Origin of the sequence: Onishia taeanensis (assembly GCF_013349955.1) — a bacterium.
Taxonomy (GTDB): Bacteria; Pseudomonadota; Gammaproteobacteria; order Pseudomonadales; family Halomonadaceae; genus Onishia; species Onishia taeanensis_B.
In genome coordinates this window covers 206,987-233,962 of sequence record NZ_JABVXC010000005.1, presented here as the reverse complement: position 1 = coordinate 233,962, position 26,976 = coordinate 206,987, and the positions used below count along the sequence as shown (strand labels likewise).

Below are 26,976 nucleotides of genomic sequence, written 5' to 3'. Positions count from 1 at the left end.
CGTCCCATAGGGGGTTCGAACCCCTGTCACTGCCGTGAAAGGGCAGTGTCCTGGACCACTAGACGAATGGGACGCATCAAAACCCGTTCTTTTCCCGAAATGATAATTCCGGGCGAGATTGGTGGAGCCTAGCGGGATCGAACCGCTGACCTCAACACTGCCAGTGTTGCGCTCTCCCAGCTGAGCTAAGGCCCCGTGTCTCTCGAGAACGAGGCGTATATTACTGATACGCCCCGCTCTCGTCAACATGCTTAGGTAACTTTATCGTGGCGACCTAGAGCTCGCGAAATTCCTTCTCGAGACGCTTGGCCTGCTTCTTCGACACGCCCCCGAGAACAGCGATAGCGTGGCGCAAACGCGCGCGCGTCATATCAGAACCGAGGATAGCCATGGCATCCATCACCGAGGTAGAGGTCGCCGAGCCAGTGATCGCGATGAACACCGGCGCCAGAAAGGCCTTCATCTTAAGCTCGAAGTACTCGCCCAGCAGTTTCACCTCAGCCAGCAGCGACTCCTTTTCCCAGCGGGTCACACCCTCAAGGCGCCAGACCAGGAACTGCAGCAGCTTGACAAGCTCATCACGCTCGAGCTTAACGCTTGCAAAGCTCGACTCATCGATGGCCGGCAGCCCCGAGAAGAAGTGCCCGGCCAGCGGCATGACCTGGGACAGGGTATCCACCCGAGGGCGTACCTGAGGCAGGATCTGGCGGACATAGTCCTCGTTGAAGGCCCAGTCGCGCAGCGCGGCCAGCAGCGCTGCATCATCCAGATCCTCGCGGATATAGACGCCGTTCAGCCAGGTCAGCTTCTCCAGATCGAAGACCGGGCCGCCGAGGGAGACGCGCTGCACATCGAAGTGCGCCATCATCTCATCGAGGGTGAATTTCTCGCGCTCGTCAGGCATCGACCAGCCCATCCGCCCCAGGTAGTTGGTGACGGCCTGTGGCAGGAAGCCCATGCGACGGTAATAGTTGATTGAAGTCGGGTTCTTGCGCTTGGAGAGCTTCGACTTGTCCGGATTGCGCAGCAGCGGCATGTGGCAGAGGGCCGGCATCGGCCAACCAAAATACTCATAGAGCAGCTGATGCTTGGGCGCCGAGTTGATCCACTCTTCGCCACGCAGCACATGGGTGATCCCCATCAGGTGGTCGTCGACCACATTGGCCAGATGGTAGGTCGGCATGCCGTCGGACTTGAGCAGGATTTGTGCATCGACCTGGGTCCATTCGACCTCGATGGTGCCACGCAGCATGTCCTCGACCACGCAGGTGCCTTCGCTGGGCACCTTCATGCGTACCACATAGGGCCAGCCCTCGGCCTCGCGACGCGCATGCTCTTCGGCGGGCAGCGCTAGGTCGGCGGGCTTGAGCGCCATGTGCTGACCGGCGGCCTTGCGCGCCTCGCGCAGCTCATCGAGCTCCTCACTGGTGCGATAACACTTGAAGGCATGCCCCGCCTCGAGCAACTTCTGGGCGTATTCGGCATAGATATCACCGCGCTCGCTCTGGCGGTAAGGGCCATGGGGGCCGCCGACATCCGGGCCCTCGTCCCAATCCAGCCCCAGCCATTGCAGAGAATCGAGGATCATCCGCTCGGATTCTGCGGTGGAGCGTTCGCGGTCGGTATCTTCGATGCGCAGGATGAACTGGCCACCGTGGGCGCGGGCGAAGCACAGGTTGAACAGTGCAATGTAGGCGGTGCCCACGTGGGGATCGCCGGTGGGGGACGGCGCGATACGGGTACGTACGGTCATGTCGATCGATCCATGGGTGGTTGAAACCTGGTGGGGCATTATACGCACTCCCTCGCCCCCCATCAGCCGGGAATCATTCGTGCCTCGCCGAGTCCATAGCCACATCTGTTCGACTTGGCTCTCTCGCCCTCCACCATGCCCATGCTCACAACAAAGGCAATGACCATGCTCAAGCATCTTCCCGACGACTTCACGGCCGTGATCACCGGCGCGGGCGGCGGCATCGGCCGCGCCATGCTGAAAACGCTGCTGGCAAGCCCCCGGCCGGGCCGCGTGATCGCCGTTTCACGTCAGATGCCTGACCATGACGACCCGCGCCTCACCCATCTAGCGCTCGACGTCACAACCGACCAAGGCCTCGGCGCGCTGGCCGACCACCTGGCGGGCACAGCGGTGCACCTGGTATTCAATGCCATCGGCACCCTGCACGACGAACAGCGCGGCATCGTCCCGGAGAAGAAACTCGACGAGCTAAGCTTCGCTGCCATCGAGCATCTCTATCACGTCAATGCTGCCACGCCAGCGATGCTGCTTCAGGCGCTGACGCCGTCGCTCAAGGGCAAGCACCCCACCCTCTTCGCCAGCCTTTCGGCGCGGGTCGGCTCGATCGGCGACAACGAACTGGGCGGCTGGTATGCCTATCGCGCCAGCAAGGCGGCGCACAATATGCTGATCAAGGGTGCCAGCATCGAGCTCAAGCGCCTCAACAAGCAGGCCATCCTCTTGAGCCTGCACCCCGGCACCACCGATACCACACTATCCAAGCCCTTCCAGGCGCGGGTGCCCAAGGGCAAGCTGTTCACGGCTGACTTCGTCGCCGAGCGGATGCTCAAGGTGATGGATGCCCGCACTCCCGCCGACAGCGGCAGCTTCTGGGACTGGGCGGGAGAGCCGATCCCCTGGTAAGAGCGCTTGCCTGGCGCATCAGCTGGCGGGCCTTAGTGAGCGTTTCACAGCGCCAGATTTTCGCGAAACCAGTCGGTGATGAAATCCAGATAGGTGCGGGTCTTGTCCGGCAGATACTTTCGCGAGCGAAACAGCACCAGCATGCTGCCATGCTCGTTCCAGTAGGGCTGGAGCAGCGGCACCAGCTGGCCTTCGGCCACCGCCGAACGGGCAGCAAACGTCGGCAGATAGGCAAGACCGAAGCCGGCCTTGGCCGCCTCCACCACCCCCAGCAGGTTGTTGATGACAAGTCGTGAGTTCGGTTCGATATCCAGCGGCTGGCCGTTGAGCGAAAAGCGCCAATGGGCGCCCAGGTCATAGTTGCCGTAGAAGATAGTGTCGTGGTCGCGGATATCCTGGGGGTGCACGGGGTCAGCGACTCTCGCCAGATACTCCGGCGCCGCATAGAGGCCATAGACCACCTTGCACAGCGGGCGCGAGACCAGGCTAGAAGGCGGCAAGGGTCCCATGCGGATGGCCAGATCGACGGCATCGTCGATGGGCTCGAAGCGCTGATCCTCTAGCAGGATCTCCACCGCCACGTCAGGATAGCGACGCATGAAGGCGGTGGTCGGCTCCGCCAGGTACATGAAGCCGAAACTGACCTGAGCGCTGACCTTCAACTGGCCTCTCGGCCGGGCCGTGACCGACTGTACCTGCGCCTCGGCGGCATCCAGCTCCTCGCGGATGCGCAGACCGTGCTCGTAATAGATCTGCCCCGCCTCAGTGAGGTGCAGCGAGCGAGTCGAACGATGCAGTAGATTGACTCCCAGCTCATCTTCCAGCGCTGCCACGCGCTTGGAGGCCATGGATTTGGAAATCCCCAAGCGACGCGAGGCCGCAGTGAAACTGCCGGCCTTCACCACCTCAACGAAGACTCTGAGTGCATCGAGTACAGCCATCGTCGACTCCTTTCTGGTACGTTCGAGCTAGTGTTTCCAAAATGGAAACACTAGTTTTCGATTGTACCCTCTTATTCCGCAAAGGCCGACTCACTATACTGCCCTGGCGTGTCCAAGGCAGGCACCCATTACCTCCTTGGCCACGTCAACGTCATCAGGCGCGGCAATCCCGCCATCGCCTGGATGTCGCCTTCAGTGCATTTCTTTTTTGCGTGACCGGCGCGACCGGCACGCATTTCTTTTATCCGCCAGTACTTTTTATTTCCCGCCTATTTTTTATCCCCCAATACTGTCCTTTCGGGCAAAGACTTCCGCCCTGACTCCCCTCGTCTGAACCTGAATATCTCGCACCTCAAGTCGCGTGTGCCAAAGCGCTAAGGCGCCGACGAGACGCTACTGCTCGACCTGATACTCCTTTCGATACTCGATGACATTGCCAAGCCCATGCGGCGATCGAGCGACCAAAGGCCCGGTCAAATGCTCACCGCGAGCGCCAACCCGCGCCTTGACCGCCGACGGCTGTACGTCGGCCGCCGGCATCGACACACGAATCAGATATCGCCCAGCGATCAGCCCGCTTCCTGGGCCCAAGGGCCCGGCGGTGAATCGGCCATTACCCACCTCGGTCCGCACCTGCCAGTTAACGCCGCTGGCCTCGCGCTCAAGCACCACCAGCAACCGGGTTCGATCCGGCAGGTTGGTACGGCCCGTCATCTCGAGGCGCCGCGCATCGGTCAGCTGCGTCGTCACGGTCACAGTGACGGACTCGGACAATGCCTCCGGCTGTTCAGATGAAGCCGTAGAAGTGTCTGCGGACGATGATGATACCTGGGCCTGAGCAGAAGCTGTCTCCTTGTCCCCGTCGCCGGAGGATGGACCCGAACTCCCTTCACAACCGGCGAGCACGAGAAGTAGTGCAACACCGAGCACGCCAGGCCACCCATGCCAAGGCCCTGCCCTATTTAGCGTTTTCGTTTTGCTGGCACCATCACGCATGCTTGCCTCTATCGCCCATTTGCTGTGTCTCATTTTGACGCCTGCCATCACGCATCGCGAACATGATGATTCAGATGACAGATAGTAAAACACGGCAGGCGCCCAGCAGGTGACAACGCCGGCGCGGCGATAGACCATCAGAAGCCAGGTAGCTGCTCGGCACAGTTAATGCAGCGCGTGGTATAGGGCAGTGCCACCAACCGCTTGTCATCGATGGTGGTGCCGCAGCGCTCACAGCGATGTCCCTCTCCCACCTCGATGCGCTCGAGAGCATGCATGACCTGCCTGAGTTCGGCTTCCGCCTCGTTTTCCAGCGAATCGATCACTTCACTATTCTCAAGCTCGATAGACTGGTCTTCCATATCCTTGTCCAGGGCGCCTTCTGAGCGCTGCTTGCTGGCCTGATAACGCTCGATACGGGCAATCAGGTCGTCTCGGAGGGCCTCGAGGGCCGCAGTGCGTTGACTCATGTCATCCCCTTTCAGCAACCGGCCGGCAGTTGCGCAAGCCTTATGAATAGTCCTAGCACAAGCATCAACGGCACACACAGCCAATCCAGTGCCTAAAGGCCCGTTACCACATCGGACGAAGCCCCATTCACGGTCGAATGACAGTGACTGGCATATCAGCGGAGTGCAGGCTTTTCGTTGCCGGCCTTTAAAAAACCTCGCCAAGCCCCATTTTCTTAGCAAGGCAATAGCCACCCACTCTTCTTCATCATGCGCATACCGACAGGCATGTTGGAACGCCATCAGCTAACGGCCAGAGGTACGCACCGCGCCACTATGACGTTTTGATGGGGTTAAAGGACGCAACGATAAAGGGCCGAAGGCCTTGCTAGGCTCCGCCCACGAAGCAATGCTGGAAGCATTCGAGATGCCGACAACGGGCCGCTACCAGGTCGTGCGCCCACACGAACTGAACCATCGTCCCGCTCAACGGCAGAATCTTCCGCGATAGTAGAGCGAAGAGCGGCGGTGATAGTAAAGATGATCGTGTCGTCGGGGGCTGGCACCTTATGGGCGCCAGAAAAGGTCTGCGACAGCCTGTTCAGGTCATGCAGGCGAGCCTGGAGCCAATAGTAGCCAAAGCGCCAAGGGTCATGTATCTTCAGCAGAATATCGACAATTTTTGGCCGCTAGGCCAGAGGCGAGCAATCAGCGCCGCAACACCTGTCGTCGGTCTCATCACCTCGATGTTCCATGCGTATATCAGAGCTTTCACTGCGCAGTGGACGCTGCAATGCTCATCGACGTCGTGGCCATCAAGGCGCTCGATTGCAGTGCCCAAGATTTGTCCAGGCGAAGCATTGAGAATGACACTCAGGCCAGTGGATCGATTTATTCGCCTTAATGGCCGAAGCCAACGCAAGGCTGATTGCTTGTTATTTGATGCCAAATGACATTATCGCTTCTCGCCCAACGACTTCTTGTAAGACATAAGTTTTAAAGAAGAGAGGCATTTAAAGTTAGCGTATTGCCACAACCGCCATCATCTGAATAAAAGATGGCCACCTTATCATTAGGAAAAGCACGAGTATGATGACGAATCTAAGCGAATTTGAAGAAAGCATGCGTCGCGAAATTGACGCCTTCCAAGACAACAGCGAGAAAGAAAAAGCCAAGCGCCTGGCTCAAGCCGCCAACAAGACCCCGGTCTCAGACACCAAACCCCGCCAAAAGCAGCGCCCCACCAAGGAACAGGTCGAATCTTACAAGACGGGCCACCTGGTCAAACTGGCCGTGCGTACTAAGCGCCTCGAACTCGATACCATCTTCGAGCATCGCTCAAGCAGCATTTCTCGCCTGGAAGCGCAGATGGAAGCGGAAGAGGCTGCCAAGAAGGCGGGCTATCCCATCATTGGTCACCTGGTCGACATCGAGCGCCTCTAACTATCCCGGCACTCGAGACACCGACGGGTCGGTGCACTAAATTAAGTGCAGCTCCGAGCTGAAAGCTGCGCACAGAAAGTTGAGTGTAAAAGAAAGCAACGTCCAAGGATTTTATTATCACTGGAGTGCAACACTAGCAAACACTTGTTCCATGCAGATAATGATGAGGCTGTATCATCCACGGTGCACCGCATTCATCGTCGAGGTCGAGTCCGGCATGTCCCCGGGGTTGAGGGTACGCGCACGTCAGCTAACCCCGCGCAAGCACTTACGCCGCCTAACCCCTAGGCTAGATTGCTTGATTAAACCGCCTGATCTAAGCACTGCCCAAGGCTGGATGCCAACCAGCCAGGAACGCGAATGGCTGTGGCCATCCGCTGTCGATGACCACATGCACCCGACACGCAGTTATGGGAGAATACGCCCCTTTTCAGGGTGCGCTCGTCGCACCGCCTCTGACCAAGCCCCTGCCCTTCGGCCCAGGCGAGACACCCGCAACCGCGCGGCGTGGCGCCGATTACCGGGCACCACCACGGCACTGCAACGTTATGACTGACCTGGCCAACGCGACCACGCCCCCAGCACCTCTGGATCGCACCTTCTCCGTCGCGCCGATGATGGATTGGACGACTCGCGACTACCGGGCCTTCGCCCGCACGCTGAGCCGTCATGCCCTGCTGTATACCGAGATGGTCACCACCGGCGCCATCCTGCATGGCAGTCCGCGCAAGCGCTTTCTGGGCTATGAGGCCGTCGAGCATCCGCTGGCACTACAGCTGGGTGGCAGCGATGCCGGGGAGCTCGCCGAGTGCGCAGCGATCGCCGAGGAATGGGGCTATGACGAGGTCAATCTGAACGTTGGTTGCCCAAGCGATAGGGTGCAGAACAACCTGATCGGGGCTTGCCTGATGGGGCATCCGGACAAGGTGGCGTCAGCGGTCAAGGCGATGCAGGCGGCGGTATCCATCCCGGTGACGGTGAAATGCCGCATCGGTATCGACGATCAGGATGAAGATGCGGATCTGGAGCGCTTCATCGACGAGGTCGCCGCCGCCGGCTGCGAGGTGTTCACCCTGCATGCCCGCAAGGCCTGGCTCGAAGGCTTGTCACCCAAAGAGAACCGCGACGTGCCGCCGCTCAACTACGGCCGCGTGCACCGCTTGAAGCAGCAGCGTCCCGAGCTGCACATTGGCATCAACGGCGGCATCAAGACGCTGGATGAATGCCGTGAACACCTTGAGCGCGTCGACAGCGTGATGATCGGCCGTGAGGCCTACCAGAATCCCTGGTTGCTGGCCGGCGTCGATGAAGCCCTCTATGGCAAGCAAGGGCCGGCTGCCAGCCGCCACGACGCGGCTCGCGCCTTCCGCCCTTATATCGCCACACGGCTGGACGAAGGTGCCAAGCTCAACCACATCACCCGCCACCTGTTAGGACTCTTCCAGGGCTGCCCCGGTGGCCGACGCTTCCGCCGTCATCTCTCGGAAAACGCCCACCGGGACGGCGCCGACCTCGAGGTCTTCGACGAGGCGCTGTCGCTGGTATCGGAAGAGCGCCTGGCCCAGCCGGCCTGAAGAGATCAAGAGGCCCATCGGCCTATGACATGCCTTCCGGGGCCGGATCATAGTCCGACTGGAAGGTCTCGACGGCGTTTTCGGCTTCCTCGATGGCATCGAAGCGCGCCACATGGAAAAGCGCCTCGCCCTCATTGGCGAGCGGCAGGTTGCCCATGCCAATGACGATACCGTCGGCCGGCGCCAGCACGTCTTCTTCCGAGTTGCCGAACGGATCGGCCACCTTGCCAAGCACTTCCCCCTTGGCGACTCGAGCGCCCAGTCGCACCTTGGGCCTCAGGATGCCGTCGATCGGCGCCCGCGCCCAGCTCGAACCATTGGCGACCTCCGCCTGGCGAGGCGTGGCCCGACGACGGTCATTGGCCAGCATGCCGATAGCGCGCATGACCCGTCGCACCCCACGCACGCCGGGCGCAATCGCCCACTCATCGAAACGCAGCGCCTCACCCGCCTCGTAGGTCAGTACCGGCATACCGCGGGACTGCGCATAATGGCGCAGGCTTCCCTCGCGCAGCTCGGCATTGAGAATCACCGGCACGCCGAAGGCCATGGCGATGGCTTCGGTTTCGCTTTCCGGTGTCAGTTGAGCGCGGATCTGCGGCAGGTTGGTGCGGTGAATGGCACCGGTGTGCAGGTCGATGATATGCGTGGCTTGGTCGACGATTTCTTCACGGAACAACGCCGCCACGCGCGAGCCCAATGAACCAGACTCGCTGCCGGGAAAACAGCGGTTGAGGTCGCGACGATCGGGCAAATAGCGGCTGTGCTGCACGAAGCCGAACACATTGACGATAGGCACTGCGATCAGGGTGCCACGCAGCCCTTGCAGGCCCTTCGAGCGCAACAGCCGGCGCACGATCTCGACGCCGTTGATCTCATCGCCGTGGATGGCGCCACAGACCAGCAGCGTGGGGCCGGGTTGGCGACCGTGCACCACTTCGACGGGGATATGCAGTGGCGCATGGGTGTAGAGCTTGGCCACCGGCACATCGATCTGGGCGCGGGCGCCGGGGGTCACTCTGACACCGGCGAGTTCAAAGGGGGCACGAGCCATGAGCAAAGCTTCCTTGTAGCAATCGAGGCAATCGAGCGAGAGCCGTCTAGAGAGCAGGGGCCCAACGCATCATACTAACGCGGTCCTGGTCGGGTTCAGCTTTGAAAACAGTGTTTTCTGATGATTGACGTTATACGCCTTCACAGCCCTTCTGACGAGTCTCTCAAGACTGGCTAAGACGTTAGATGCATACATGCGTGCATGTAAGTAGGCGCTTATTGCGCTAGAATACTCCTACCCTATTCACCGTGATGATCACCGCTGTCTTCTTATGGCCCGAAAGACTAAAGCCGACGCCGAAGCGACCCGCGAGGCACTGCTGGATGCCGCCGAAGATGTCTTCTTCGAGAAAGGCGTCGCCCGAACCACTCTCGAGCAGATCGCTCGCCACGCGGGCATGACCCGCGGCGCCGTCTATTGGCACTTCAAGAACAAGGCGGATCTTTTTCACGCCATGAGTGACCGGGTGCACCTGCCCTTCGAGGAACTGACCCGCGAACTCGAGTCCCCTCAGCAAGGCCGTACGCCGCTTGATACCATCCGCCTGACGCTGCGGCACGCCTTCATTCGCATCGAACAGCCCCGCCATCGTCGGGTGCTGTCGATCATCCTGCATCGTTGCGAATTCTTCAGCGACATCAACCCGCTGCAGATGCAGCACAAGATGGCCGAGGATTGCTATGGCTCGATGCTGCGCCATTTCGAAATGGCCGAGCAATCCGGCCAATTGGCTCCCCATATCACGGCCGTCCACGCCGCCCGGTTGATGGAATACACCATCGGCGGAATGATTCAGGACTGGCTGCGCACGCCCAAGGAATATTCGCTGGCCGAGCGTGGCCGAGTCATCATCGACAGTCTGTTTGACCTGCTGTCGCGTGACGCCCCCGGCGATGACCCCACAACAACGACCGCCTACCCTTCATGAGCCGGCCATTGCTTAGCTTGGCACCTGCCCCTCTCTTTGCGCCTCCCCCCGCGGACGACGTTCAGCTAGATACTCTACTTGTTACTGATTGGCCGTGGCGGCGGCTGTCGGCTGTGACCTCTAACAGCCGTGGCAGCCCTACTTGACGCAGCCTTGGCGGTCACAAAAAAGGCCGCTTCCCTGGGAAGCGGCCTTGTCGTGACGTGGGATCACATTTTACGACGCGGTCAGTCGCGAGACTGCTCTAGTGCTGCCTCTTCATGATGCTTGCCACGCTTGTCGGCCAACCACTGCTGCACCTTGGCGATCATCGCGTAGTAAGTCGGCACGAACAGGCTTGCCAACACGGCCACCGAGGCCATCCCCACCGCAACAGTGGTCCCGATGTGCTGGCTGCTGGTATCACTGGCACCGGTAGCGGTTGCCAGCGGCAAGGTGCCGAAGATGAAGGCCAGCGAGGTCATCACGATTGGGCGGAAACGCAGCTCGGACGCAATCATCGCCGCCTCGCGGATCGACTTACCGTGCTCCTTGCGCTGCAGCTCGGCGAATTCGACGATCATGATCGCGTTCTTGGCGGCAAGGCCGACCACTACCAGCATACCGATCTCGACATAAATGCTGATATCCAGACCACGCAGCACGATACCGCCGATGGCACCCAGGAAGGCAAAGGGCACCGCCGTGATCACCGCCAGCGGTAGCGACCAGCTTTCATACTGGGCCGCCAGGATCAGCAGAATCATGATGATACCGAACACGACAGCCAGGGTCGCCGCGTTACCGGCATTGGTTTCCTGATAGGCGGTACCGGTCCAGCCCATGCCCCAACCATCGCCGAGGGTGTCCGCGACCACCTCCTGCATGGCGTGAACCGCCTCGCCGGAACTATAGCCCGTCGCCGGACCGCCCTGGAACTGCGCCGCCGGATAGACATTGAAGCGCGTCATCACCGAGGCCGTCGACTGGCGCTCCAGGGTCACGAACTCGGAAAGCGGAATGCGCTTGCCATCACCACCGCGCACGAAGATCTGATCCAGAGCGTCCGGCGTCTGGCGGAACTCCGACTCGTTCTGCATGTAGACCTGGAAGTTGCGGCTCCGATACGAGAAGTAGTTCACGAAGCCACTGCCCAACGTATTCGACAGGGTAGTGTAGAGATCATCCAGCGACACGCCATAGCTCAACGCCTTTTCGCGATCGATATCGGCGCGATAGGACGGTACGTTGGCGTTATAGGTGGTGAACACCCGGTTGAGCTCGGGACGCTGATTGGCCGCCTGCATCACCTTCATCGAGGCTTGATAGAGCTCGTTGGCATCCGCGCCATCATAGGACTGCAGGTAGCCGGTGAAGCCGCCGGTCGTCGACAGACCGATGATCGGCGGCAGGTTGAACGCCATGGCCTTGCCGCCATCGATACTGCCGCCGAACTTCATGATCTGCCCAATCAACTGCGTGGCACTCATGTCGCGTTCAGCCCAGGGCTCCATGGCGATGAACATGATGCCGCGGGCGCTGTTAACGGCACTGGACAGGATGTCGTAGCCCGCCACGGCGGCCACGTAACGCACTGCGGGTACCGATTCGATCTTATCGCTGAGCTCGGCCATGTAGTCCTGAGTTCGCTCAAGCGACGCGGCCTCAGGCAGCGACACGCTGGCCAGCACCATGCCCTGGTCGGTCTCCGGCACCAGCGAGGTCGGCGTGCGCTCATAAAGGGCGTAGGAACCCACGCAGGTCGCGACCCCCAGCGCCAGCGCTAACACCCAGCGCTTGACCAGCAACGCCACCAGCCACAGATAGGCCCGGGTAATGGCAGCGAAGGCGCGATCGAAAACTCGCAGCGGCGCGGTCAGGGCCTGGACGAATTTGGAGCGAGGATGACGCGACTTGTGGCGCACGAAGATTGCGCACATTGCCGGGGTGAAGGTCAGCGCTACCACCGCCGAGATCGCTACCGACACCGCAATGGTCAAGGCGAACTGCTGATAGATCTGCCCAGTAAAGCCTCCCAGGAAGGCCACCGGCACAAATACTGCGGCCATGATCAGCGAGGTGGCGATAACCGGACCACCGACCTCTTTCATCGCCCGGCTCGAGGCGGCCAAGATCTTGATGTTGGGATCTTCCTCGAGCAGTCGCTCAACGTTTTCCACCACCAGGATGGCATCATCAACCACGATGCCGATCGCCAACACCAGCGCGAACAGCGACAGCAGATTGATCGAGAAGCCAAACAGGTAAAGCCCGGCGAAGGTACCTACCACCGAGACCGGCACGACCGACAACGCGATGGCCGTGGTCCGCCAGTTCTGCAAGAAAATCAGCACGATCGCCGCGACGATCAGGAAGGCCTCGATGAAGGTATGCTCCACAGTCGTCACCGAGGCATCGATGAACAGCGTGGTGTCGTAGGGCACTTCATAGTCTAGCCCCGGCGGGAAGCGCTCCTTGAGACGGTCCATGGTAGCGACCACCTGCTTGGCCGTTTCCAGGGCATTGGCGCCAGGCTGCTGATTGATCATGATCGGCGTCATGGTGCCGCCATTCAAACGCGCATCCACATTGTAGGAGGATGCACCTAGCTCGATACGCGCGACGTCATCCAGACGCAGCGCCGAGCCGTCCGGATTGGTGCGCAGGATGATGTCGCGAAACTGATCGGCGTTGCTCATACGACCGGGGGCGGTAATGGTATAGCTGTAGGCCCGTGACTCGCCCTGCGGCGTCTTGGCCAGCCCCCCTGCTGCTACCTCGGTATTCTGCGCACTGACCGCATCGGCGACCTCGGCCGGGGTCATGTCATACTCGGCCAGCTTGTCCGGGTTGAGCCAGATGCGCATCGCGAACTCGCCGCCCCCCAGCACCTCGGCGCTGCCCACGCCAGGCACCTGGCGCAGCTCGTCGAGGAGGTTGAGGGTCGCGTAGTTCTGCATGTAGATCTTGCCGTAGTCATTCTGCGGCGAGGTCAGGCCCAGCACCATCAGGATGCTGCTGGAGCTCAGCTCGACCGTCACCCCTTGCGCCTGCACCGATTCGGGCAGCTGCGACAACGTCTGCTGAACGCGGTTATTGACGTTGATGGTGTTGGTATCACCGTCCGAACCGATGGCGAAGGCGATGCTCATGGACAGCGAGCCGTTGTCGGCGGTGGTCGAGTTCATGTAGAGCATGTCCTCGACGCCGTTGATCGCCTCGGCAAGCGGGGCGGCCACGGTCTGCGACACCGTGTCGGCATCGGCGCCCGGATAGGTCGCCTTGACCGAGACCGTCGGCGGCACCACGCTCGGATACTGCTCGATGGGCAGCACGCGCATCGCCATGATGCCGACCAGAGCAATGATCACCGAGAGCACGGTGGCGAACACCGGCCGTCGGATGAAGAAATCGGAAAACGTCATGGATCAGCTCCCGCTTGCTGCGTCGCCGTCGAAGGGCTGGGGTTCGATCGTGGTGCCCGGCTGGATACCGCCCGGGTCGCTGGCCAGCACTCTTTCACCGGCCTCCAGACCGCTCTTGATGATTAGCCAGTGGCCGGCGGTTTCACCGAGTTCGACGGTGCGCGCACGGGCCTTGTTGTCGTCATCCAACACGAACACCTGCGGGCCCATCAGCCCCTCGGTCACGGCGATCTCGGGGACCGCCAGCACGTCATAGCGCTTGAGACGGGAAAGCGAAATACGCACGAACTGACCCGGCAGGAAGCTGCCCTCAGGGTTGTCGAACATCGCCCGCGCCTCAACGGTGCTGGTGCTCTCACTGACCCGGCTACCCAGGAAGTCGAGCTTACCGTCAAGGCTTAGCGCGGCATTGCCCTGCTCGGCAGGGCGCGACAGCGTGGCGCCGATCGGCGCCTCCTGGTCGTCACGCTGACGGCGCAGCGCCAGGGCATCCGCCTGGGGCAGCTGGAAACGCACCTCGAGAGGGTCCAACGGAGTGATGGTGGCAAGCTCTGTGCCGGGATCCACCAGGTTGCCCACGTTGATTTCGCTCAGGCTAATCGCGCCGCTCACCGGCGCCTCGACGTCGGTGTAATTGAGATCGATGCGAGCACTGTCCAGCGCCGCTTCGTTCTGCGCCACGGTGGCGCGTGCCACCTGGAGATCCGCCAGGGCATCATCGTAATCTTGACGGCTCACCGAATTCTGGTTGAGCAGGCGCTGATAGCGGTCGGCGTCGCGCTGAGCGCGATCCCGCTCGGCCTTGGCACTCTGCAGGTCGGCTTCGGCGCTGCGCACCGACGCCTGATAGGTGGCCGGCTCAATGGTATAGAGGCTGTCGCCCTTCTCGACCCGGTCGCCGGGCTCGAACTGACGCGCTTCCAGAAGACCGCTGACCCGTGCCACGACGGTGACCTCATTCTCGCTGCTGAGCAGCGAGGGATAGGACTTGTCGAGCGCGATATCACGACGCTCGACGCTCATGACTTGGCCGGGCGTCGCAGGCGCCGCCTGTTTACCCCCCCCCGCCTGCGCCTGGCCGCCCGACTCGCTGCCGCAGCCGGCCATGAGACCAGCAAGCCCCAAGCCAAGCAGCGCCAGTCGCCAAGGGCGCATCGCGTTTGCGTTTTTCTGCATGTCTGTCTCCCACTCGAATGATGAAATCAATGCGTGGCTTGTCCACCACCGTCGACGCCCGGCATTAAACATCCATACATGTATGGATATTGACGGTGTGAAACGGGCCTGGATGCAGACTCAGGCCCGAGACACTAGGGGTATGGCGATGGGTAGCTCGCGTATCGATGACCGGTTCTGGTCATTGGTTCTTCTGAACTGGTTCTTATGAACTGGTTCTTATGGACTGGCTCTTCACTCACCCGTCGCGCGATACGCGCCAGCGAGGGGGGGGCACTGCTAGGTAACAGGACCGCTGGCCAGCTAGGCCAGAAGCCACCGCCCGACGGAGCGGCGGCCATGGCTCAGGCGTCGGGTTGCGGACGCTCGCCGATATCCATCATGGAATCATAGGAGTCGCTATCCCTGCTGACTTCCAGCAGCACGGCCTGATCGGCGCTGAGCTGAGCATTCAACTCGCGAATCACCTCGACATCCAGGGTTCCGGCCTGCTGGCGCAACTCGAGCTTGTCGAGCACATAGTCATAGCGCGCCTCGGCCAGGTTGGAAATCGCGTCGTAAAGGTTCTGTTCAGCCGCCAGGACGTCGACGATGTTTCGGGTGCCGACCTCATAGCCCGAACGAGTCGCGTCCAGGGCGCTGCGGTTGGAAACCACTGCCTGACGGCGCGCCTCCACGGTGGCGACATCGTTGCGCACCTGGGTGTAAAGCGAGCGCACCTGCTGGATGGTCAGGCGACGCTGCGCCTCGGCATCATACTGAGTGGCTTCCAGTGTGTAGGTGCTCTGGCGAATCTGAGCGCTGGTCGAGCCGCCAGTATACAGCGGCAGGCTGGCGCGCACGCCGAGCTGGCTGGACGAGTCGTGACCCTCGACCTGGTCGCGATCGCTGTCGGCATAGTTGTAGGCGGCAAAGGCCTCGACCACCGGCAGACGCGCCGCCTTGGAAATATCGACGCTTGAGCGCGAGACGTCGACCGCTGCCATGGCGCTTTTCAACAGCGGGCTTTCCTCGAGGGCCATATCGACCCAAGCATCACGTTCAGAGGGCGTCGGCAGCTCGACCGGCAGGTCTTCGGTAAGGCTCTGGATGCTCTGGTAGCGCTTACCGGTCAGGCGTTCGAGTTCCTCGAAGCTGACCTCCAGGTCGCTCTGGGCAGTGATGCGCTCGGCCCGAGCCTGGTCGAAGCTGGCGCGGGCCTCCTCGACGTCGGTAATCGCGATCAGGCCGACCTCGAATTGCTCTCGTGCCTGCTCCAGCTGGCGCGAGATAGCACGTTCCTGAGCTCGACGGGCAGCGAGAATGTCATTGGCGCGCAGAATCTCGAAATACGCGGTCGACGCATCAAACAGCAGCTCCTGCTCACTGGCAATCAGCGATAGCCTTTCCTGATCGACCTGGTTCTCGGCCCGATCCACTTCACGTGCATTGGCCGCGTCGTACAACGCCTGGCTGGCATCGAGGGCCAGGCTGCCGCTGTTGTAGTCATCATCCGCGCTCTGGCTGGCGCCCACACTGGACATGGTCGACTGCTGGCTGTCGTAGGTGCGGTTGTTCGCCAACTCGGCAGAGGCATTGATCTGCGGCAGCAGGTCACCACCGGCAACGTCACGACTTTCCTGGGTGCTTTTCAGGTTGGCTCGCGCTGAGGCAAGGCTGGCATCGTTTTCCAGAGAATCGCTTGCGATAGTCAGCAGGTCGGCGCCCTGAGCCTGGCTTGCCAGGGCAATGGACAGCGCCAGGGGCAGCATGATGGCCCGTCGAGTCAGGCGCCTGCCGGATGCAGAGAGATCAGTGATGAGCGGCATGAGCTTTCCTTGGTCAAGGGAAGATGGAGACAGATATAGCATAGGGGGAAGCGCTATCACCCGTCCCCCTCTCCGTCGCTAGACATCATGCCAGAAACGACGGTTCACGCTTATGTCAATTGGCGGGCATTATAGCTACATACGTGTATGTATACTAGCAAGCTAATGATTATTCCTTTTTTCGACCATGATTGAGCCTGCCTATCGGCACTCGGCTCCTGCTGGAAAACGGCTTATCGCCGCGCTGTTGGGTGTGCTGATAAACATCAAGGCGCTCTGCAGGCACCTCCGGCGACCTCAACCATTCAATCGCACTCACCGTCATGGCATCTGGCTGTCGATGTTGTAGTCTATGCTGCATGGCAGCATAGCGCTCCGCCAAACAGCACGCCTCTGCCGACTTCACGCAGGGCAGGCTATATGGCGCTGCCTCACATAGCTTTCCACCATATACCTCTGCACCACATCAAAGGGTCGGCACTATGGATCGCCTGGAACTGGTCAAGGTCAGAGCACTGCAGATCGCAGTGCGCATCTGGAATCCCGAGGCTCCGCGCACGCTGGTCGCCTGGCACGGGCTGGCCCGCCACGGCGGCGATTTTGCGGCCCTGGCGCGCGAGCTGGGCCCCGGGTGGCGCGTACTGGCCCCCGACACGCCGGGGCGTGGTCTCTCCAGCTGGTCGCTCTATCCCGCCCATGACTATCTGTATGAGCACTACCAGCAAGTCGCCATCGCCCTGCTCGACCACTTCGAGCTCGAGCGAGTGCCCTGGGTCGGCACCTCGATGGGGGGCCTCCTGGGCATGCTGCTCGCCGCCGAGCCCACTACCGCCTCACGCATCGAACGCCTGGTGCTCAATGATGTCGGCCCGGAGCTGGATCCGGATGGCCTATCGAGTCTCGCGACCTATTTCGGCGCCATGCATCGCTTCGTCAACTTCGGCGACCTGGAAGCCGAGCTGCGCGAACACTATGTGGGATTTGGCATCGACAGCGAGGATGCCTGGCGACAGCTGGCGCTGGACAGCGCTCGACGCCTGCCCGATGGCAGTTGGACCTACCATTACGATCCGCGCATCGGCGAGCAATTCATCCATGACACGCCACGCGATACCTGGGCCGACTGGCGCGCCATTCAATGCCCACTGATGGTGATTCGCGGCGCGACCTCGCCGCTGCTGGCCCACGAGAGCATCGAGCGCATGCGACAGGAGCAGCCGGCACTCGTCAGCCTGGAAGTGCCGGGCTGCGGTCACGCACCGATGCTCGATCGCCCCAGCCAAGTGGCTCCCATCGCCGACTTCCTGCGACGCCCCGCCATCACCACGGCGCCATCTGCGCGGCATTGGTGGCAGCGCGGGCGCGACTGGCTGAAGCGCAGGATAAGCGTTTGACAGCGAGCGCTGAGCGGGTCGCTACCTCACCGCTTCTGCTGCCCGCGCTTTGATCAGCTTTCGTCGCCCCTAGTCCTGCTCGACGCGGGTCAGGGCACGTTCCACGGCGCCCCGGTAGCTGCCACCGAACATCAGTAGATGATTCAGCAGCGGATAGAGCTGGAACAGGGCTTCCCGCCTCGGCCAATCGCCGGGGCGCTTGCCGTTCCAGTAGGCCTCGAAGAAGGCCGGCGACGGCATGCCAAACAGCGTCAGCATGGCGAGGTCGACTTCCGGGTAATGGGCATACACCGCCGGATCGATAAGCGCCGGGCCGCGGTCGGTATGCATGACGTTGCCCGACCACAGATCGCCATGAACCAGGCTGGCTGGGGCGTCGGGCAGCCAGTCGTCGAGTCGCTCGGCGACTCTTGCCACCCGTGCTCTCAGTCGCTGATCGCATAGCCCCTGCTCATGACAGGCGGCCGCCAGGGGCGTCAAGCGGCGTTCACGCTGGAAGGCGCGACCGTCATCGAGCCAGGCATTGGGCTGGGGCGTTTGGCCACAGGCGTTGTCCCGGGACCAGCCGTGGGCCTCAAGGGTCACAGCGTGCAGTATCCGCAGGCCCTCACCCAGTTCGGCCTCGCTGGCGGCCGTGCGCGGCGCAACGTTCAGCGCCTCCATCAGTAGCCAGGGGCCTTCCTGACCCAGCACCCTGGGCACTCGCAGCGCACTCCCTGCCAAGGCATCATGCAGAACACTGAGTCCCTCGGCCTCGCCGGCCAGGCGCTGCGGATCGTCACGTTTGACCACTATCGTGCCCTGCCGAGTCTCAAGACCCGCCACCTCGGCGATATCACCGCCGCTCAGCGGCGATAGAGCCCCGCTGGGCTCGAGATCCAGACGCTCCAACAACGCGCTCAATTGATCGTCCATGCTCATCTCCAGCCAGGTGAATGATGTTTCCATCAATGCTGTATATGCCCAGCCACAAAAATACCGCCTCCCGAGGGAGGCGGTACAGGGGCACGACGGGATGGTGTCGGGCTGACTAGGAGCAGGCCGCTCGATGAACCCCGATACTCATGCCGCACCGAATACGGACATCAGCTCAGGCATCGTCGCCTTACTCGGGGATCAGGACCTTGTCGATCACATGGATGACGCCGTTACTCGCCATCACATCGGCAGCAGTCACGGTGGCATCATTGATCATCACCTGACCGTCCATGGTGGTGATGGTCAGGTCCTGTCCCTGCACGGTGGTAGCAGAGCTGGCAGACATGGCGTCTTCTGCCATGATCTTGCCGGGTACCACATGGTAGGTCAGTACGGCTTGAAGCTGATCCTTGTTTTCCGGCATCAACAGGGTGTCGAGCGTACCGTCCGGCAAGGCAGCGAAGGCGTCGTCGGTGGGGGCGAAGACGGTAAAGGGCCCCTCTCCTTTGAGAGTGTCAACAAGGTCAGCGGCCTTGACCGCGGCCACCAGAGTATCGAATTGACCGGCTTCGATCGCGGTATCGACGATGTCGGCCTTAGCCATACCATGATCATCCGCCTGGACCGTGCCAGCGAGCATCATGCCAACCAGGCCGATGCCCATCCACTGGGGTGCTGCGACTGCGATGGCTTTCATGGAACTTACTCCTGTAGGACGTACCTTAGGAAAGACATTGACCTTGAGCGCTTCTCGCCTCGCTCAAGTAGCCACTCGAGGCGGCCTTCGGGACGCGAAAGGGTCGCGCCAGCCCTGTACCACACAACCTATTTGTACAAAGGCTGGACAATTAGTTCCAATCGCACAAGTTTTTTTTCATTTCCCCCATTCATAAGGGAGAGAGTCATGTACAAGCTTGCCTTCTTCGCCCCCTCCGAAGCGGCTGAGATCGTAAAAGAGGCCGTCTTCGCAAGCGGTGCCGGGCGCATCGGTGACTATGAAGCCTGCTGCTTCCAGACGGCGGGCATCGGCCAGTTTCGCCCGCTCAGCGGCGCCGACCCGCATATCGGTCGCGTCGGCGGCCTTTCGCATGTCGAAGAGGTAAAGATCGAACTGGTCTGCCAGGACGAGCTGATTCGCGACGCCGTGGCGGCCCTCAAGAAAGCTCACCCCTATGAAGAGCCAGCCTATGAGGTATGGAGACTGGAAGACTTCTAAGTTTTGTACGAAAACTCCCTGCGCTGCTCGCCCAAGAATACCTTGAAGGCCTGCCACAACGGGCTGCGATAGCGCTCGGGGTGCCACACCAACGAGAAGGATCGCACCAGCGACAGCGGCGTTGAGAGCGCCACCAGTTCGCCACGCTCGAGCTCCCCCACCACACTGAGCCGCGACAGGCAGCCGAGCCCCAAACCCGCCTTCACTGCCTGCTTGATGGCCTCGTGCTGACCAAGCTCCATGCGCACCCGCAGGCGGTGCGAAGGCGCCGCCTGCAGCACCGGTGCCATCGCCGCCTCGAAGACCTCACGGGTGCCAGAGCCCTGCTCGCGAAGAATCCATCGGGCCTCGGCCAGCGCCTCGCCATCGAGGTCTTGCCGCACAGCCAGCGAGTGACGGGGACTGGCGACCACCAGCAGCTCATCATCGCACCAGGTCTCGCTGGCCAGGCCGGGTTCGTGGCACTGCCCCTCGATCAGGCCAAGGTCCGCCTCGAAGCGCAACAGGTCCGTCATCACCTCGCCGCTGTTGCGCAGCCTCAGGCGCAGGTCGGCGCCCGGATGACGCTCACCGAAGACACCCGCCAGGGGCGGCAGCAGATAGGTACCGATGGTGGCGCTGGCCGACACCGTCAAGGTACCGCGCAACGCCCCTTCCGGCTCCCGGGCCGAAGCGACAAACTCCTGCATGCCATCGAGCAAGCGCTCGGCCTGAGGCAGCAGGTGACGTCCACGATCATTGAGGCGCAGGCGGCGGCCCAGCCGCTCGAAGAGGGCCACCTCGAGCGCCCGCTCCAGATCTGACAGCGCCTGACTGGTCGCCGACTGAGAAAGGCTCAACTGACGGGAAGCGGCGCTCACGGTGCCGCTGCGGGCCACCGTCACGAAGACCTGTAGCTGGCGAAAACTCACGGGGGGCGTCATATCGGCTCTACCGAATAGGGATATCGTTATTAAAACATAACGTTTCGATCTAACCTCGCCTAGCCTTGTGGACTCATCCTTCGAGGAGATCCGACTCATGTGGCAAGGCCTGCTGCTCTGTGCGCTCGTTTCATTGGCCGGCACCGGCGCGGCCGCCCTGCCGGGGCTCGCCGACAGCGGCATGAGCCCGCTGGTGTTTGCGCTGCTGCTGGGCCTGGTGCTCGGCAATATACCCGCTAAGAAGCTGCACCCCCTTCTTCCCAGCGGCCTGACCAGCCGGGGGTTTTTCGAGCGCACCGGACCCGGCCTCGCCTTTGCCACCCGCTGGCTGCTGCGCGGCGGCATCGTACTGTTCGGGCTGTCGCTGACGCTCGAGCAGGTGATGGCACTGGGCCCCAGGATTGTGCTGCTCGACCTGCTGGTCATCTCAAGCGTACTTGTCATCGGCTACCAGCTCGGCACCCGCTGGTTGGGCCTGGACCGGGAGACTGCCCTGCTGACCAGCGCCGGTAGCGCCATCTGCGGCGCCGCCGCGGTGCTGGCCACCGAGACCACGATCCGCGCGCGCCCTGCTGCCGCCTCGATGGCAGTGGCTACCGTCGTGCTGTTCGGCTCGCTGGCCATGCTGGTCTATCCGCTGCTCTATCCACTGACCGGAATGCCCGAAGGCCTCTTCGGCATCTACATCGGCGCCACCGTGCATGAGGTCGCCCAGGTCGTCGCTGCCGGTGACGCGGTCGGCCCCGATGCGCTGGCCAATGCGGTGATCGTCAAGCTGGTGCGGGTGATGATGCTGGTCCCCTTCCTGCTGATCGTCGGCCGCTGGTGGCTGAACCGCACGGCAGAGAATGCCGATGAAAGCGCCGGGCGCCCAGCAGGCGGCATGACGATTCCCTGGTTCGCTTTCGGCTTCGTGGCCATGGTCATCTTCAACAGCCTGATCACGCTGCCGGCGGCGCTGCACCAAGGGCTGGTGATGACCGGCCAGCTAGCCCTTACCATGGCCATGGGCGCACTCGGCCTCAACACCCGACTGGCGAGCCTCAAGGCGCTGGGCGTCAAGCCGCTGGTCCTGGCGCTGTGTCTCTTCACGCTGCTGATGCTGGGGGGCGGGCTGGCAAGCCTGGCGCTGATGGGCTAACCCTCCAGGTCCACCCCCTGCGATCAAGATTGCCGATCACACGCAAAGACGCCGCACTCCGAGAGGTGCGGCGTCGTTCTTGCTCGGCCGCTAATCAGCGAACGAGGGTCTGTCTAAAAAGACCTGTCTAACAATATTAGCCTTCGAAGCTCATCTTCGGCGCCGGCGCCCCGGGCAGCAGGGCGGCACAGGCGCGGACCTTCTCCATCAGCGCCGTATGGGTCGGCGCCACCAGATTGACGTGACCAAGCTTACGCCCGGCCCGCTCGCTCTTGCCGTAGCGATGCAGGTGGGCGTCCTCGATGGCGAGAATCTCGGCGGGATCGCCCTCGCGACCGATCACATTGACCATGCAGGTCGGCGCCCGAGCCGCGGTATCACCCAGGGGTAGGCCCTGGATGGCGCGCAGATGGTTCTCGAACTGGCTGGTCGCCGCGCCGTCCTGGCTCCAGTGGCCGGAGTTGTGGACCCGGGGCGCCATTTCGTTGGCCATCAGGCCGCCGTCGCGGGTCTGAAACAGCTCAAGCGTCAGCACCCCGACGTAGTCCAGCTCATCGAGCAGCGCGCGGATATAATCGTCGGCGGTCTGCTGGACGCTGTCATCGAGGTCCGGCAGCGGCGCCACCGAATAGCGCAGGATGCCATCGACGTGCTGGTTCTCGGCCATCGGATAGAAGACCACCTGGCCGTCGCGGCCGCGCACGGCGATGATCGACACCTCGCGCACGAAGTCGACAAAGGCTTCGACAATCAGCCGGGAATGCTTGATCGATGCCCAGGCGTCCTTAGCCTCGTCCGGCGACTTGAGCACCGCCTGTCCCTTGCCGTCATAACCCTCGGTGACCGACTTGGCGACCACCGGCGTGCCCAGTTCGCGGGCCGCGGCCTCGAGTTCCTCAGCGCTCTCGACCAGGCGATAGGCTGGCGTGGGAATATGCAAACGATCGAACAACGCCTTTTCTTCAGCCCGGTTCTGGCAGACGCGAATCGCCTCGCTGGACGGATAGACCGGCTTGTGCGCCTCAATGGCCTGCACCAGCGACACCGGCAGATGTTCGAACTCGTAGGTGACCAGGTCGACCTTGGCGAGGAACTCTTCGAGCTGGCGCTGCTGGTCTTTCGGTTCGAGGATCATCACCTCACCGATGCCGGCGCTCGGATTGCCGGTGGTATCCAGGAACACGAAGCGGTTGGCCAGCGGATAGCCCGCCAGCGCCAGCATGCGGCCCAGTTGGCCGGCGCCTAGCACGCCGATGGCGGTTCCGGTCGCGTTGTTGGCAGCATCGTTGGCAGCATCACTCATGACAGCGTCTCCTCACTCGGCCCGGGGATCGGGATTATCCAGCACCTTCTGGGTCTGCTCGGCACGGAAGGTCTCGACGGCTTCGCGTACCTTGGCATCCTGCAGGCCAACGATCTGCGCGGCCAGCAGGCCGGCGTTGGTGGCGCCGGGCTTGCCGATGGCCAGGGTACCCACGGCGATGCCGCCGGGCATCTGAGCGATCGACAGCAGCGAATCCAATCCCTTGAGCGACTTCGACTCCACCGGCACACCGAGCACCGGCAGCGGCGTCTGGGAGGCCACCATCCCGGGCAGATGGGCCGCCCCGCCGGCACCGGCGATGATCACCGACAGGCCGCGCTCGGCGGCACTCTTGGCGTAGTCGAAGAGCAGGTCCGGCGTGCGATGGGCGGACACCACCTTGGTTTCATAGGCCACACCGAGCTTCTCGAGCATCGCCACCGCGTGCTCCATGACCGGCCAGTCCGACTTGGATCCCATGATCACGCCAACGCGTGGTGGCTCGTTCGACGGCTGCATCGCCTTGCTCCTGATGGTTGGGCTGCACGATCTGAGGACGCCGCACAGCGGGGCGAGGAGACGGCCCGACACAACCCGGTCCAGCCGCCTGAAAACCGCGCAGCATACCGCCTCGCGGGCGTCGGGGGAAGTCTCTTGGACGCTTGGCGTCGCTCAGCGGAGACAGCAACTTGCACTCTGAGTGCGTACTTGCTTGTTAGGGTCCTTCCATCGACACCGGCCGGATTGCCGGTCATCCCGGGGCCCGCCCCCGATCTCGATTGAAGGAGACGCCCCATGACACGCCATCTTACCCTGATCGCCGCACTGACCAGTGCCCTGACCCTGGCCGCCTGCGATGCCCGTAACGAAGAGAACGTCGCCGGCAACGATGCAAGCCCAAGCACTAATGCGGGCTCGAGCAGCCATCAAGGGACGGACCAAGCCATGGCCGAGAAGAGTTCGTCCGAAACGACCACATCCCAGCAGGATGCCAATAGCAGCAATGACGATGCCCAGGGCGATGCCTTTGACGATGCCGCCACCCTGACCCTGAGTGGCACGCTCAGCGCCCCCGAGAGCCTCTCACTGCCGACCGATGCCGAGATCCACGTACAGTTGATCAATATCTCTCTCGAGGACGGTAGCGCCAAGGTGTTGAGCGAGGAAGCCTTCGACGCCGACCGGGTCGCCCTGCCCCTGCCTTTTAGCCTGACGATGCCGAGTGCGCCCCTCAACGACGACCATCGCCAGGTGCTACAGGCCGAGGTACGCAATGCGAATGACCTGGTGCTGTGGTCGACGGCCGAGCCCGAAGCCCTGGCCTTGAACGCCGACAGCCAGCCGGGCCCGATGGCCCTGATGCTGGAACCGGTGGAAAACGCACCGAGCGAGCAAGTATTCAGCCAATCAGACCAAGAGACCAAACCTGCCACAGAACAGGCTGAGTCAAAGGCGTCCGAACAGAGCTAACCCCCGACCATTGCTCAAGGCGTGGACCACTTAGGTGTCACGACCCAGCAGCAAAAACACAGCCCCACCCAAGTTACGGGTGGGGCTGTGCTGAGTGATACGACCTGTCGCGTCAGACGGCCATCAGCCCGCCGCTGCCGGCGCCTCCCGACGGCAGGCCAGCCAGTTGCCGGCGATGGCCAGCGCCATCACCACGGCGCCGGCAATCTCGGCACGCAGATCCGGATAGAAGACCCCGATGATCGCCGGCACGATAACCAGACGCACCGGCCAGGACATGCGGGTGAACAGATAGCCTTCCAGGGCCGCCGCAAAGGCGCCCAACGCCAGAATCGCAATCACGCCATTCCAGATCACGACCGGCACCGGACCGCCGATGATGATCTCGGGATTGAAGACCATGAACAGTGGAATCAGATAGAGTCCCTTGGCGAACTTCCAGGCCTGGAAGCCGGTTTCCATCGGTTTGCTGCCGGCTATCGCCGCACCGGCGAAACCCGCCAGCGCAATCGGCGGCGTGACGTTGGAGTCCTGGGAATACCAAAACACCACCAGGTGAGCGATCAGCAGCGGCACACCGAACTCGTTGGACAGCGCCGGACCGACCAGCACGATCAGTACGATATAGCTCGCCGTCACCGGCAGGCCCATGCCCAGTACCAGACTGGCCAGCAGTACCATGACCAGCGCCAGCAAGAGATTGCCATCCGAGAAGGCCAGCATCATCGCCGAGAACTTGAGTCCCAGGCCGGTCAGACCCACCACGCCAACGATGATGCCGGCTACCGCGCAGGCCATCGACACCGCTACGGCATTACGCGCACCGAGTTCCAGCCCCTGAGTCAGCTTGACCGCCCCGGCCCACAGCGCCTCACCGATACGCTTTCCGGTCACCGGCTTGCCCTGGGCCGGCGCCACGAACAGGAACCACACCGAGAAACGCAGCGCCGCCACCACCAGCATAGTGATCACCGCGAAGTAGCCGACCCGCATCGGCGACATGTTCATCACCAGCAGCCACACCAGCACCCCCAGCGGCAGCAGGAAATGCCAGCCCTCGCGCATCACATCACGAACCTGCGGCAGCTCAGAGCGTGACATGCCCAGCATGCCCTGCTTGAGAGCGATGATATGCACGAACAGATAGACGGTGGCGAAATACAGAATGGCCGGCAGCACGCTGACCTTGACCACCTCGAGATAGGGCATCTGGGTATATTCGGCAATCAGGAAGGCGCCCGCCCCCATCAGCGGCGGCATGATCTGCCCACCGGTGGAGGCCGCCGCCTCGATGCCGCCGGCCTGGGCCGGCCTGAAGCCCAGCCGTTTCATCAGCGGAATGGTAAAGGCCCCGGTGGTGACCACGTTGGCAATCGCACTGCCGGAAATCGAGCCCATGCCCGCCGAGGCGAGCACCGCTGCCTTGGCCGGCCCGCCGCGCTGGCGACCGGTGGCCGCATAGGCCAGATCGATGAAGAACTTGCCGGCGCCGGTGATCTCGAGAAAGGCACCGAACAGCACGAAGATGAAGATATAGGTCGCCGCGACCCCCATCGGCAAGCCGAAGATGCCTTCCTGGCCCAAATATAGCTGGCCCACGACTCGCTCCAGATCGTAGCCGCGATGCTCCATGATTCCGGGCAGGAACTGCCCCAGCCAGGGCAGCTCACCCCGCGGGCCGGCAAAGGCATAGAGCAGCGCCAGAATGCCGATAATCGTCATGCCGAGCCCCACCGCGCGGCGGCTCGCCTCGAGCACGGTGACCGTGGCGATGCAGCCCACCACGATATCGGTCTGGTTCCAGAAACCGGCGCGATTGAAGATATCGTCGAGATAGAGCACCAGATAGCCGCCGGTGATCACCGCCCCGGCAAAGAAAGCCAGATCGATGGCCCCGCCCACGACGCCCCGCCGACGCTTGGGGCCGAACACCGGGAACATCAAAAACGCCAGCATCATGATCAGCGCCAGATGAATGCTGCGCTGGTAGAAGAGCCCCAGCGGCTGGATGCCGGCGGAATACAGCTGGAACAGCGAAAGACCCACCGCTACCAAGGCGATCAGCCACAGGATCGGTCGCGCATGTTGAGCCTGGCTGCCAGGCACGATGGGGGAAGTGGCCGAATCGCTCATGAGGTCCCTCTAGAAAATGGAATATTCCGGCCACCAAGGCGGCGCC

The 26,976-nt window shown here is 62.2% G+C and carries 22 protein-coding genes and 2 tRNA genes; 8 read left to right on the top strand and 16 right to left on the bottom strand.

All coding sequences use genetic code 11. The annotated features are described in order from the left end of the window. From HUS66_RS08845 to gltX, 3 genes are all read right to left on the bottom strand, one after another. Positions 1-73, bottom strand: a tRNA-Glu gene (locus HUS66_RS08845). A gap of 46 nt (positions 74-119) precedes the next feature. After that, positions 120-195, bottom strand: a tRNA-Ala gene (locus tag HUS66_RS08840). A gap of 79 nt (positions 196-274) precedes the next feature. Further along, positions 275-1,753: a glutamate--tRNA ligase gene (gene gltX, locus HUS66_RS08835; RefSeq protein WP_175070544.1), complete on the bottom strand. Its 1,479-nt coding sequence runs from the start codon at positions 1,751-1,753 to the stop codon at positions 275-277. 165 nt (positions 1,754-1,918) lie between these two features. Here gltX and HUS66_RS08830 point away from each other — a divergent pair, with 165 nt between their 5' ends. Continuing rightward, the gene (locus HUS66_RS08830; protein ID WP_175070543.1) at positions 1,919-2,659 is read left to right on the top strand and encodes an SDR family NAD(P)-dependent oxidoreductase; all 741 of its coding nucleotides are present in this window, start codon (positions 1,919-1,921) and stop codon (positions 2,657-2,659) included. Between the two features lie 44 nt (positions 2,660-2,703). Here the strand turns inward: HUS66_RS08830 and HUS66_RS08825 are convergent, their stop codons facing one another. From HUS66_RS08825 to HUS66_RS08815, 3 genes are all read right to left on the bottom strand, one after another. Next, positions 2,704-3,600, bottom strand: coding sequence for a LysR family transcriptional regulator (locus HUS66_RS08825; RefSeq protein WP_175070542.1), 897 nt, complete (start codon positions 3,598-3,600; stop codon positions 2,704-2,706). Between the two features lie 393 nt (positions 3,601-3,993). Continuing rightward, the gene (locus tag HUS66_RS08820; protein WP_217487967.1) at positions 3,994-4,374 is read right to left on the bottom strand and encodes a hypothetical protein; all 381 of its coding nucleotides are present in this window, start codon (positions 4,372-4,374) and stop codon (positions 3,994-3,996) included. A gap of 359 nt (positions 4,375-4,733) precedes the next feature. Further along, entirely contained in the window at positions 4,734-5,066 is a 333-nt protein-coding gene (locus HUS66_RS08815) for a TraR/DksA family transcriptional regulator (RefSeq protein WP_175070540.1), read from the bottom strand. A gap of 1,068 nt (positions 5,067-6,134) precedes the next feature. Between HUS66_RS08815 and HUS66_RS08810 the strand changes: the two genes are divergently transcribed. Both HUS66_RS08810 and dusA read left to right on the top strand, forming a co-directional pair. Continuing rightward, complete coding sequence (locus HUS66_RS08810; RefSeq protein ID WP_175070539.1) at positions 6,135-6,488, top strand: hypothetical protein; 354 nt, start codon at positions 6,135-6,137, stop codon at positions 6,486-6,488. A gap of 548 nt (positions 6,489-7,036) precedes the next feature. Then, a complete protein-coding gene (gene dusA, locus HUS66_RS08805; RefSeq protein WP_175070538.1) occupies positions 7,037-8,062 on the top strand; it encodes a tRNA dihydrouridine(20/20a) synthase DusA in 1,026 nt (341 codons plus the stop codon). 22 nt (positions 8,063-8,084) lie between these two features. Here the strand turns inward: dusA and HUS66_RS08800 are convergent, their stop codons facing one another. Beyond that, positions 8,085-9,116, bottom strand: a complete 1,032-nt coding sequence (locus tag HUS66_RS08800; protein WP_175070537.1) for a succinylglutamate desuccinylase/aspartoacylase family protein — start codon at positions 9,114-9,116, stop codon at positions 8,085-8,087. A gap of 271 nt (positions 9,117-9,387) precedes the next feature. On the opposite strand from HUS66_RS08800, the gene HUS66_RS08795 reads away from it, so the two are divergent. Beyond that, complete coding sequence (locus HUS66_RS08795) at positions 9,388-10,044, top strand: TetR family transcriptional regulator (RefSeq protein WP_175070536.1); 657 nt, start codon at positions 9,388-9,390, stop codon at positions 10,042-10,044. 227 nt (positions 10,045-10,271) lie between these two features. On the opposite strand, the gene HUS66_RS08790 is transcribed toward HUS66_RS08795, so the two are convergent. From HUS66_RS08790 to HUS66_RS08780, 3 genes are all read right to left on the bottom strand, one after another. Then, a complete protein-coding gene (locus tag HUS66_RS08790) occupies positions 10,272-13,448 on the bottom strand; it encodes an efflux RND transporter permease subunit (protein ID WP_175070535.1) in 3,177 nt (1,058 codons plus the stop codon). Positions 13,449-13,451: 3 nt separating this feature from the next. Then, entirely contained in the window at positions 13,452-14,624 is a 1,173-nt protein-coding gene (locus HUS66_RS08785; protein ID WP_175070534.1) for an efflux RND transporter periplasmic adaptor subunit, read from the bottom strand. Between the two features lie 344 nt (positions 14,625-14,968). After that, entirely contained in the window at positions 14,969-16,432 is a 1,464-nt protein-coding gene (locus HUS66_RS08780; RefSeq protein ID WP_254628755.1) for a TolC family outer membrane protein, read from the bottom strand. 482 nt (positions 16,433-16,914) lie between these two features. On the opposite strand from HUS66_RS08780, the gene HUS66_RS08775 reads away from it, so the two are divergent. Next, on the top strand, positions 16,915-17,826 hold the full coding sequence (locus HUS66_RS08775; RefSeq protein ID WP_175070533.1) for an alpha/beta fold hydrolase: 912 nt from the start codon (positions 16,915-16,917) through the stop codon (positions 17,824-17,826). 69 nt (positions 17,827-17,895) lie between these two features. On the opposite strand, the gene HUS66_RS08770 is transcribed toward HUS66_RS08775, so the two are convergent. Further along, positions 17,896-18,741, bottom strand: a complete 846-nt coding sequence (locus HUS66_RS08770) for a fructosamine kinase family protein (protein WP_175070532.1) — start codon at positions 18,739-18,741, stop codon at positions 17,896-17,898. A 190-nt stretch (positions 18,742-18,931) separates the two neighbouring features. Continuing rightward, the gene (locus HUS66_RS08765) at positions 18,932-19,441 is read right to left on the bottom strand and encodes a fasciclin domain-containing protein (protein WP_175070531.1); all 510 of its coding nucleotides are present in this window, start codon (positions 19,439-19,441) and stop codon (positions 18,932-18,934) included. A gap of 207 nt (positions 19,442-19,648) precedes the next feature. On the opposite strand from HUS66_RS08765, the gene HUS66_RS08760 reads away from it, so the two are divergent. Further along, positions 19,649-19,960, top strand: a complete 312-nt coding sequence (locus HUS66_RS08760; RefSeq protein WP_175070530.1) for an NGG1p interacting factor NIF3 — start codon at positions 19,649-19,651, stop codon at positions 19,958-19,960. On the opposite strand, the gene HUS66_RS08755 is transcribed toward HUS66_RS08760, so the two are convergent. After that, positions 19,957-20,883 carry a LysR substrate-binding domain-containing protein gene (locus HUS66_RS08755; protein WP_175070529.1) on the bottom strand — a complete coding sequence of 309 codons (927 nt, stop codon included), beginning with the start codon at positions 20,881-20,883 and terminating at the stop codon, positions 19,957-19,959. The two genes, HUS66_RS08760 and HUS66_RS08755, sit on opposite strands and share 4 nt — an antisense overlap. Positions 20,884-20,980: 97 nt before the next feature. Here HUS66_RS08755 and HUS66_RS08750 point away from each other — a divergent pair, with 97 nt between their 5' ends. Then, a complete protein-coding gene (locus tag HUS66_RS08750) occupies positions 20,981-22,024 on the top strand; it encodes a YeiH family protein (RefSeq protein ID WP_175070528.1) in 1,044 nt (347 codons plus the stop codon). Between the two features lie 136 nt (positions 22,025-22,160). Here HUS66_RS08750 and HUS66_RS08745 read toward each other — a convergent pair whose 3' ends face one another. Together HUS66_RS08745 and purE are read right to left on the bottom strand one after the other, a co-directional pair. Beyond that, entirely contained in the window at positions 22,161-23,327 is a 1,167-nt protein-coding gene (locus HUS66_RS08745; RefSeq protein ID WP_175070527.1) for a 5-(carboxyamino)imidazole ribonucleotide synthase, read from the bottom strand. 12 nt (positions 23,328-23,339) lie between these two features. Beyond that, positions 23,340-23,846: a 5-(carboxyamino)imidazole ribonucleotide mutase gene (gene purE, locus HUS66_RS08740; RefSeq protein ID WP_175070526.1), complete on the bottom strand. Its 507-nt coding sequence runs from the start codon at positions 23,844-23,846 to the stop codon at positions 23,340-23,342. Positions 23,847-24,122: 276 nt separating this feature from the next. Between purE and HUS66_RS08735 the strand changes: the two genes are divergently transcribed. Further along, the gene (locus HUS66_RS08735; RefSeq protein ID WP_175070525.1) at positions 24,123-24,797 is read left to right on the top strand and encodes a YbaY family lipoprotein; all 675 of its coding nucleotides are present in this window, start codon (positions 24,123-24,125) and stop codon (positions 24,795-24,797) included. 123 nt (positions 24,798-24,920) lie between these two features. On the opposite strand, the gene HUS66_RS08730 is transcribed toward HUS66_RS08735, so the two are convergent. After that, complete coding sequence (locus HUS66_RS08730) at positions 24,921-26,930, bottom strand: TRAP transporter permease (RefSeq protein WP_175070524.1); 2,010 nt, start codon at positions 26,928-26,930, stop codon at positions 24,921-24,923. Positions 26,931-26,976: the final 46 nt, after the last annotated feature.

Coding starts and splice junctions, on each gene's coding strand:
- gltX (WP_175070544.1), bottom strand. CDS start 1,753: ATGACCGTACGTACCCGTATCGCGCCGTCCCCCACCGGCGATCCCCAC.
- HUS66_RS08795 (WP_175070536.1), top strand. CDS start 9,388: ATGGCCCGAAAGACTAAAGCCGACGCCGAAGCGACCCGCGAGGCACTG.
- HUS66_RS08785 (WP_175070534.1), bottom strand. CDS start 14,624: ATGCAGAAAAACGCAAACGCGATGCGCCCTTGGCGACTGGCGCTGCTT.
- HUS66_RS08790 (WP_175070535.1), bottom strand. CDS start 13,448: ATGACGTTTTCCGATTTCTTCATCCGACGGCCGGTGTTCGCCACCGTG.
- HUS66_RS08745 (WP_175070527.1), bottom strand. CDS start 23,327: ATGAGTGATGCTGCCAACGATGCTGCCAACAACGCGACCGGAACCGCC.
- HUS66_RS08800 (WP_175070537.1), bottom strand. CDS start 9,116: ATGGCTCGTGCCCCCTTTGAACTCGCCGGTGTCAGAGTGACCCCCGGC.
- HUS66_RS08825 (WP_175070542.1), bottom strand. CDS start 3,600: ATGGCTGTACTCGATGCACTCAGAGTCTTCGTTGAGGTGGTGAAGGCC.
- HUS66_RS08810 (WP_175070539.1), top strand. CDS start 6,135: ATGATGACGAATCTAAGCGAATTTGAAGAAAGCATGCGTCGCGAAATT.
- HUS66_RS08760 (WP_175070530.1), top strand. CDS start 19,649: ATGTACAAGCTTGCCTTCTTCGCCCCCTCCGAAGCGGCTGAGATCGTA.
- HUS66_RS08780 (WP_254628755.1), bottom strand. CDS start 16,432: ATGCCGCTCATCACTGATCTCTCTGCATCCGGCAGGCGCCTGACTCGA.
- HUS66_RS08735 (WP_175070525.1), top strand. CDS start 24,123: ATGACACGCCATCTTACCCTGATCGCCGCACTGACCAGTGCCCTGACC.
- HUS66_RS08755 (WP_175070529.1), bottom strand. CDS start 20,883: ATGACGCCCCCCGTGAGTTTTCGCCAGCTACAGGTCTTCGTGACGGTG.
- HUS66_RS08815 (WP_175070540.1), bottom strand. CDS start 5,066: ATGAGTCAACGCACTGCGGCCCTCGAGGCCCTCCGAGACGACCTGATT.
- HUS66_RS08750 (WP_175070528.1), top strand. CDS start 20,981: ATGTGGCAAGGCCTGCTGCTCTGTGCGCTCGTTTCATTGGCCGGCACC.
- HUS66_RS08830 (WP_175070543.1), top strand. CDS start 1,919: ATGCTCAAGCATCTTCCCGACGACTTCACGGCCGTGATCACCGGCGCG.
- dusA (WP_175070538.1), top strand. CDS start 7,037: ATGACTGACCTGGCCAACGCGACCACGCCCCCAGCACCTCTGGATCGC.
- HUS66_RS08730 (WP_175070524.1), bottom strand. CDS start 26,930: ATGAGCGATTCGGCCACTTCCCCCATCGTGCCTGGCAGCCAGGCTCAA.
- HUS66_RS08765 (WP_175070531.1), bottom strand. CDS start 19,441: ATGAAAGCCATCGCAGTCGCAGCACCCCAGTGGATGGGCATCGGCCTG.
- HUS66_RS08770 (WP_175070532.1), bottom strand. CDS start 18,741: ATGGACGATCAATTGAGCGCGTTGTTGGAGCGTCTGGATCTCGAGCCC.
- HUS66_RS08775 (WP_175070533.1), top strand. CDS start 16,915: ATGGATCGCCTGGAACTGGTCAAGGTCAGAGCACTGCAGATCGCAGTG.
- purE (WP_175070526.1), bottom strand. CDS start 23,846: ATGCAGCCGTCGAACGAGCCACCACGCGTTGGCGTGATCATGGGATCC.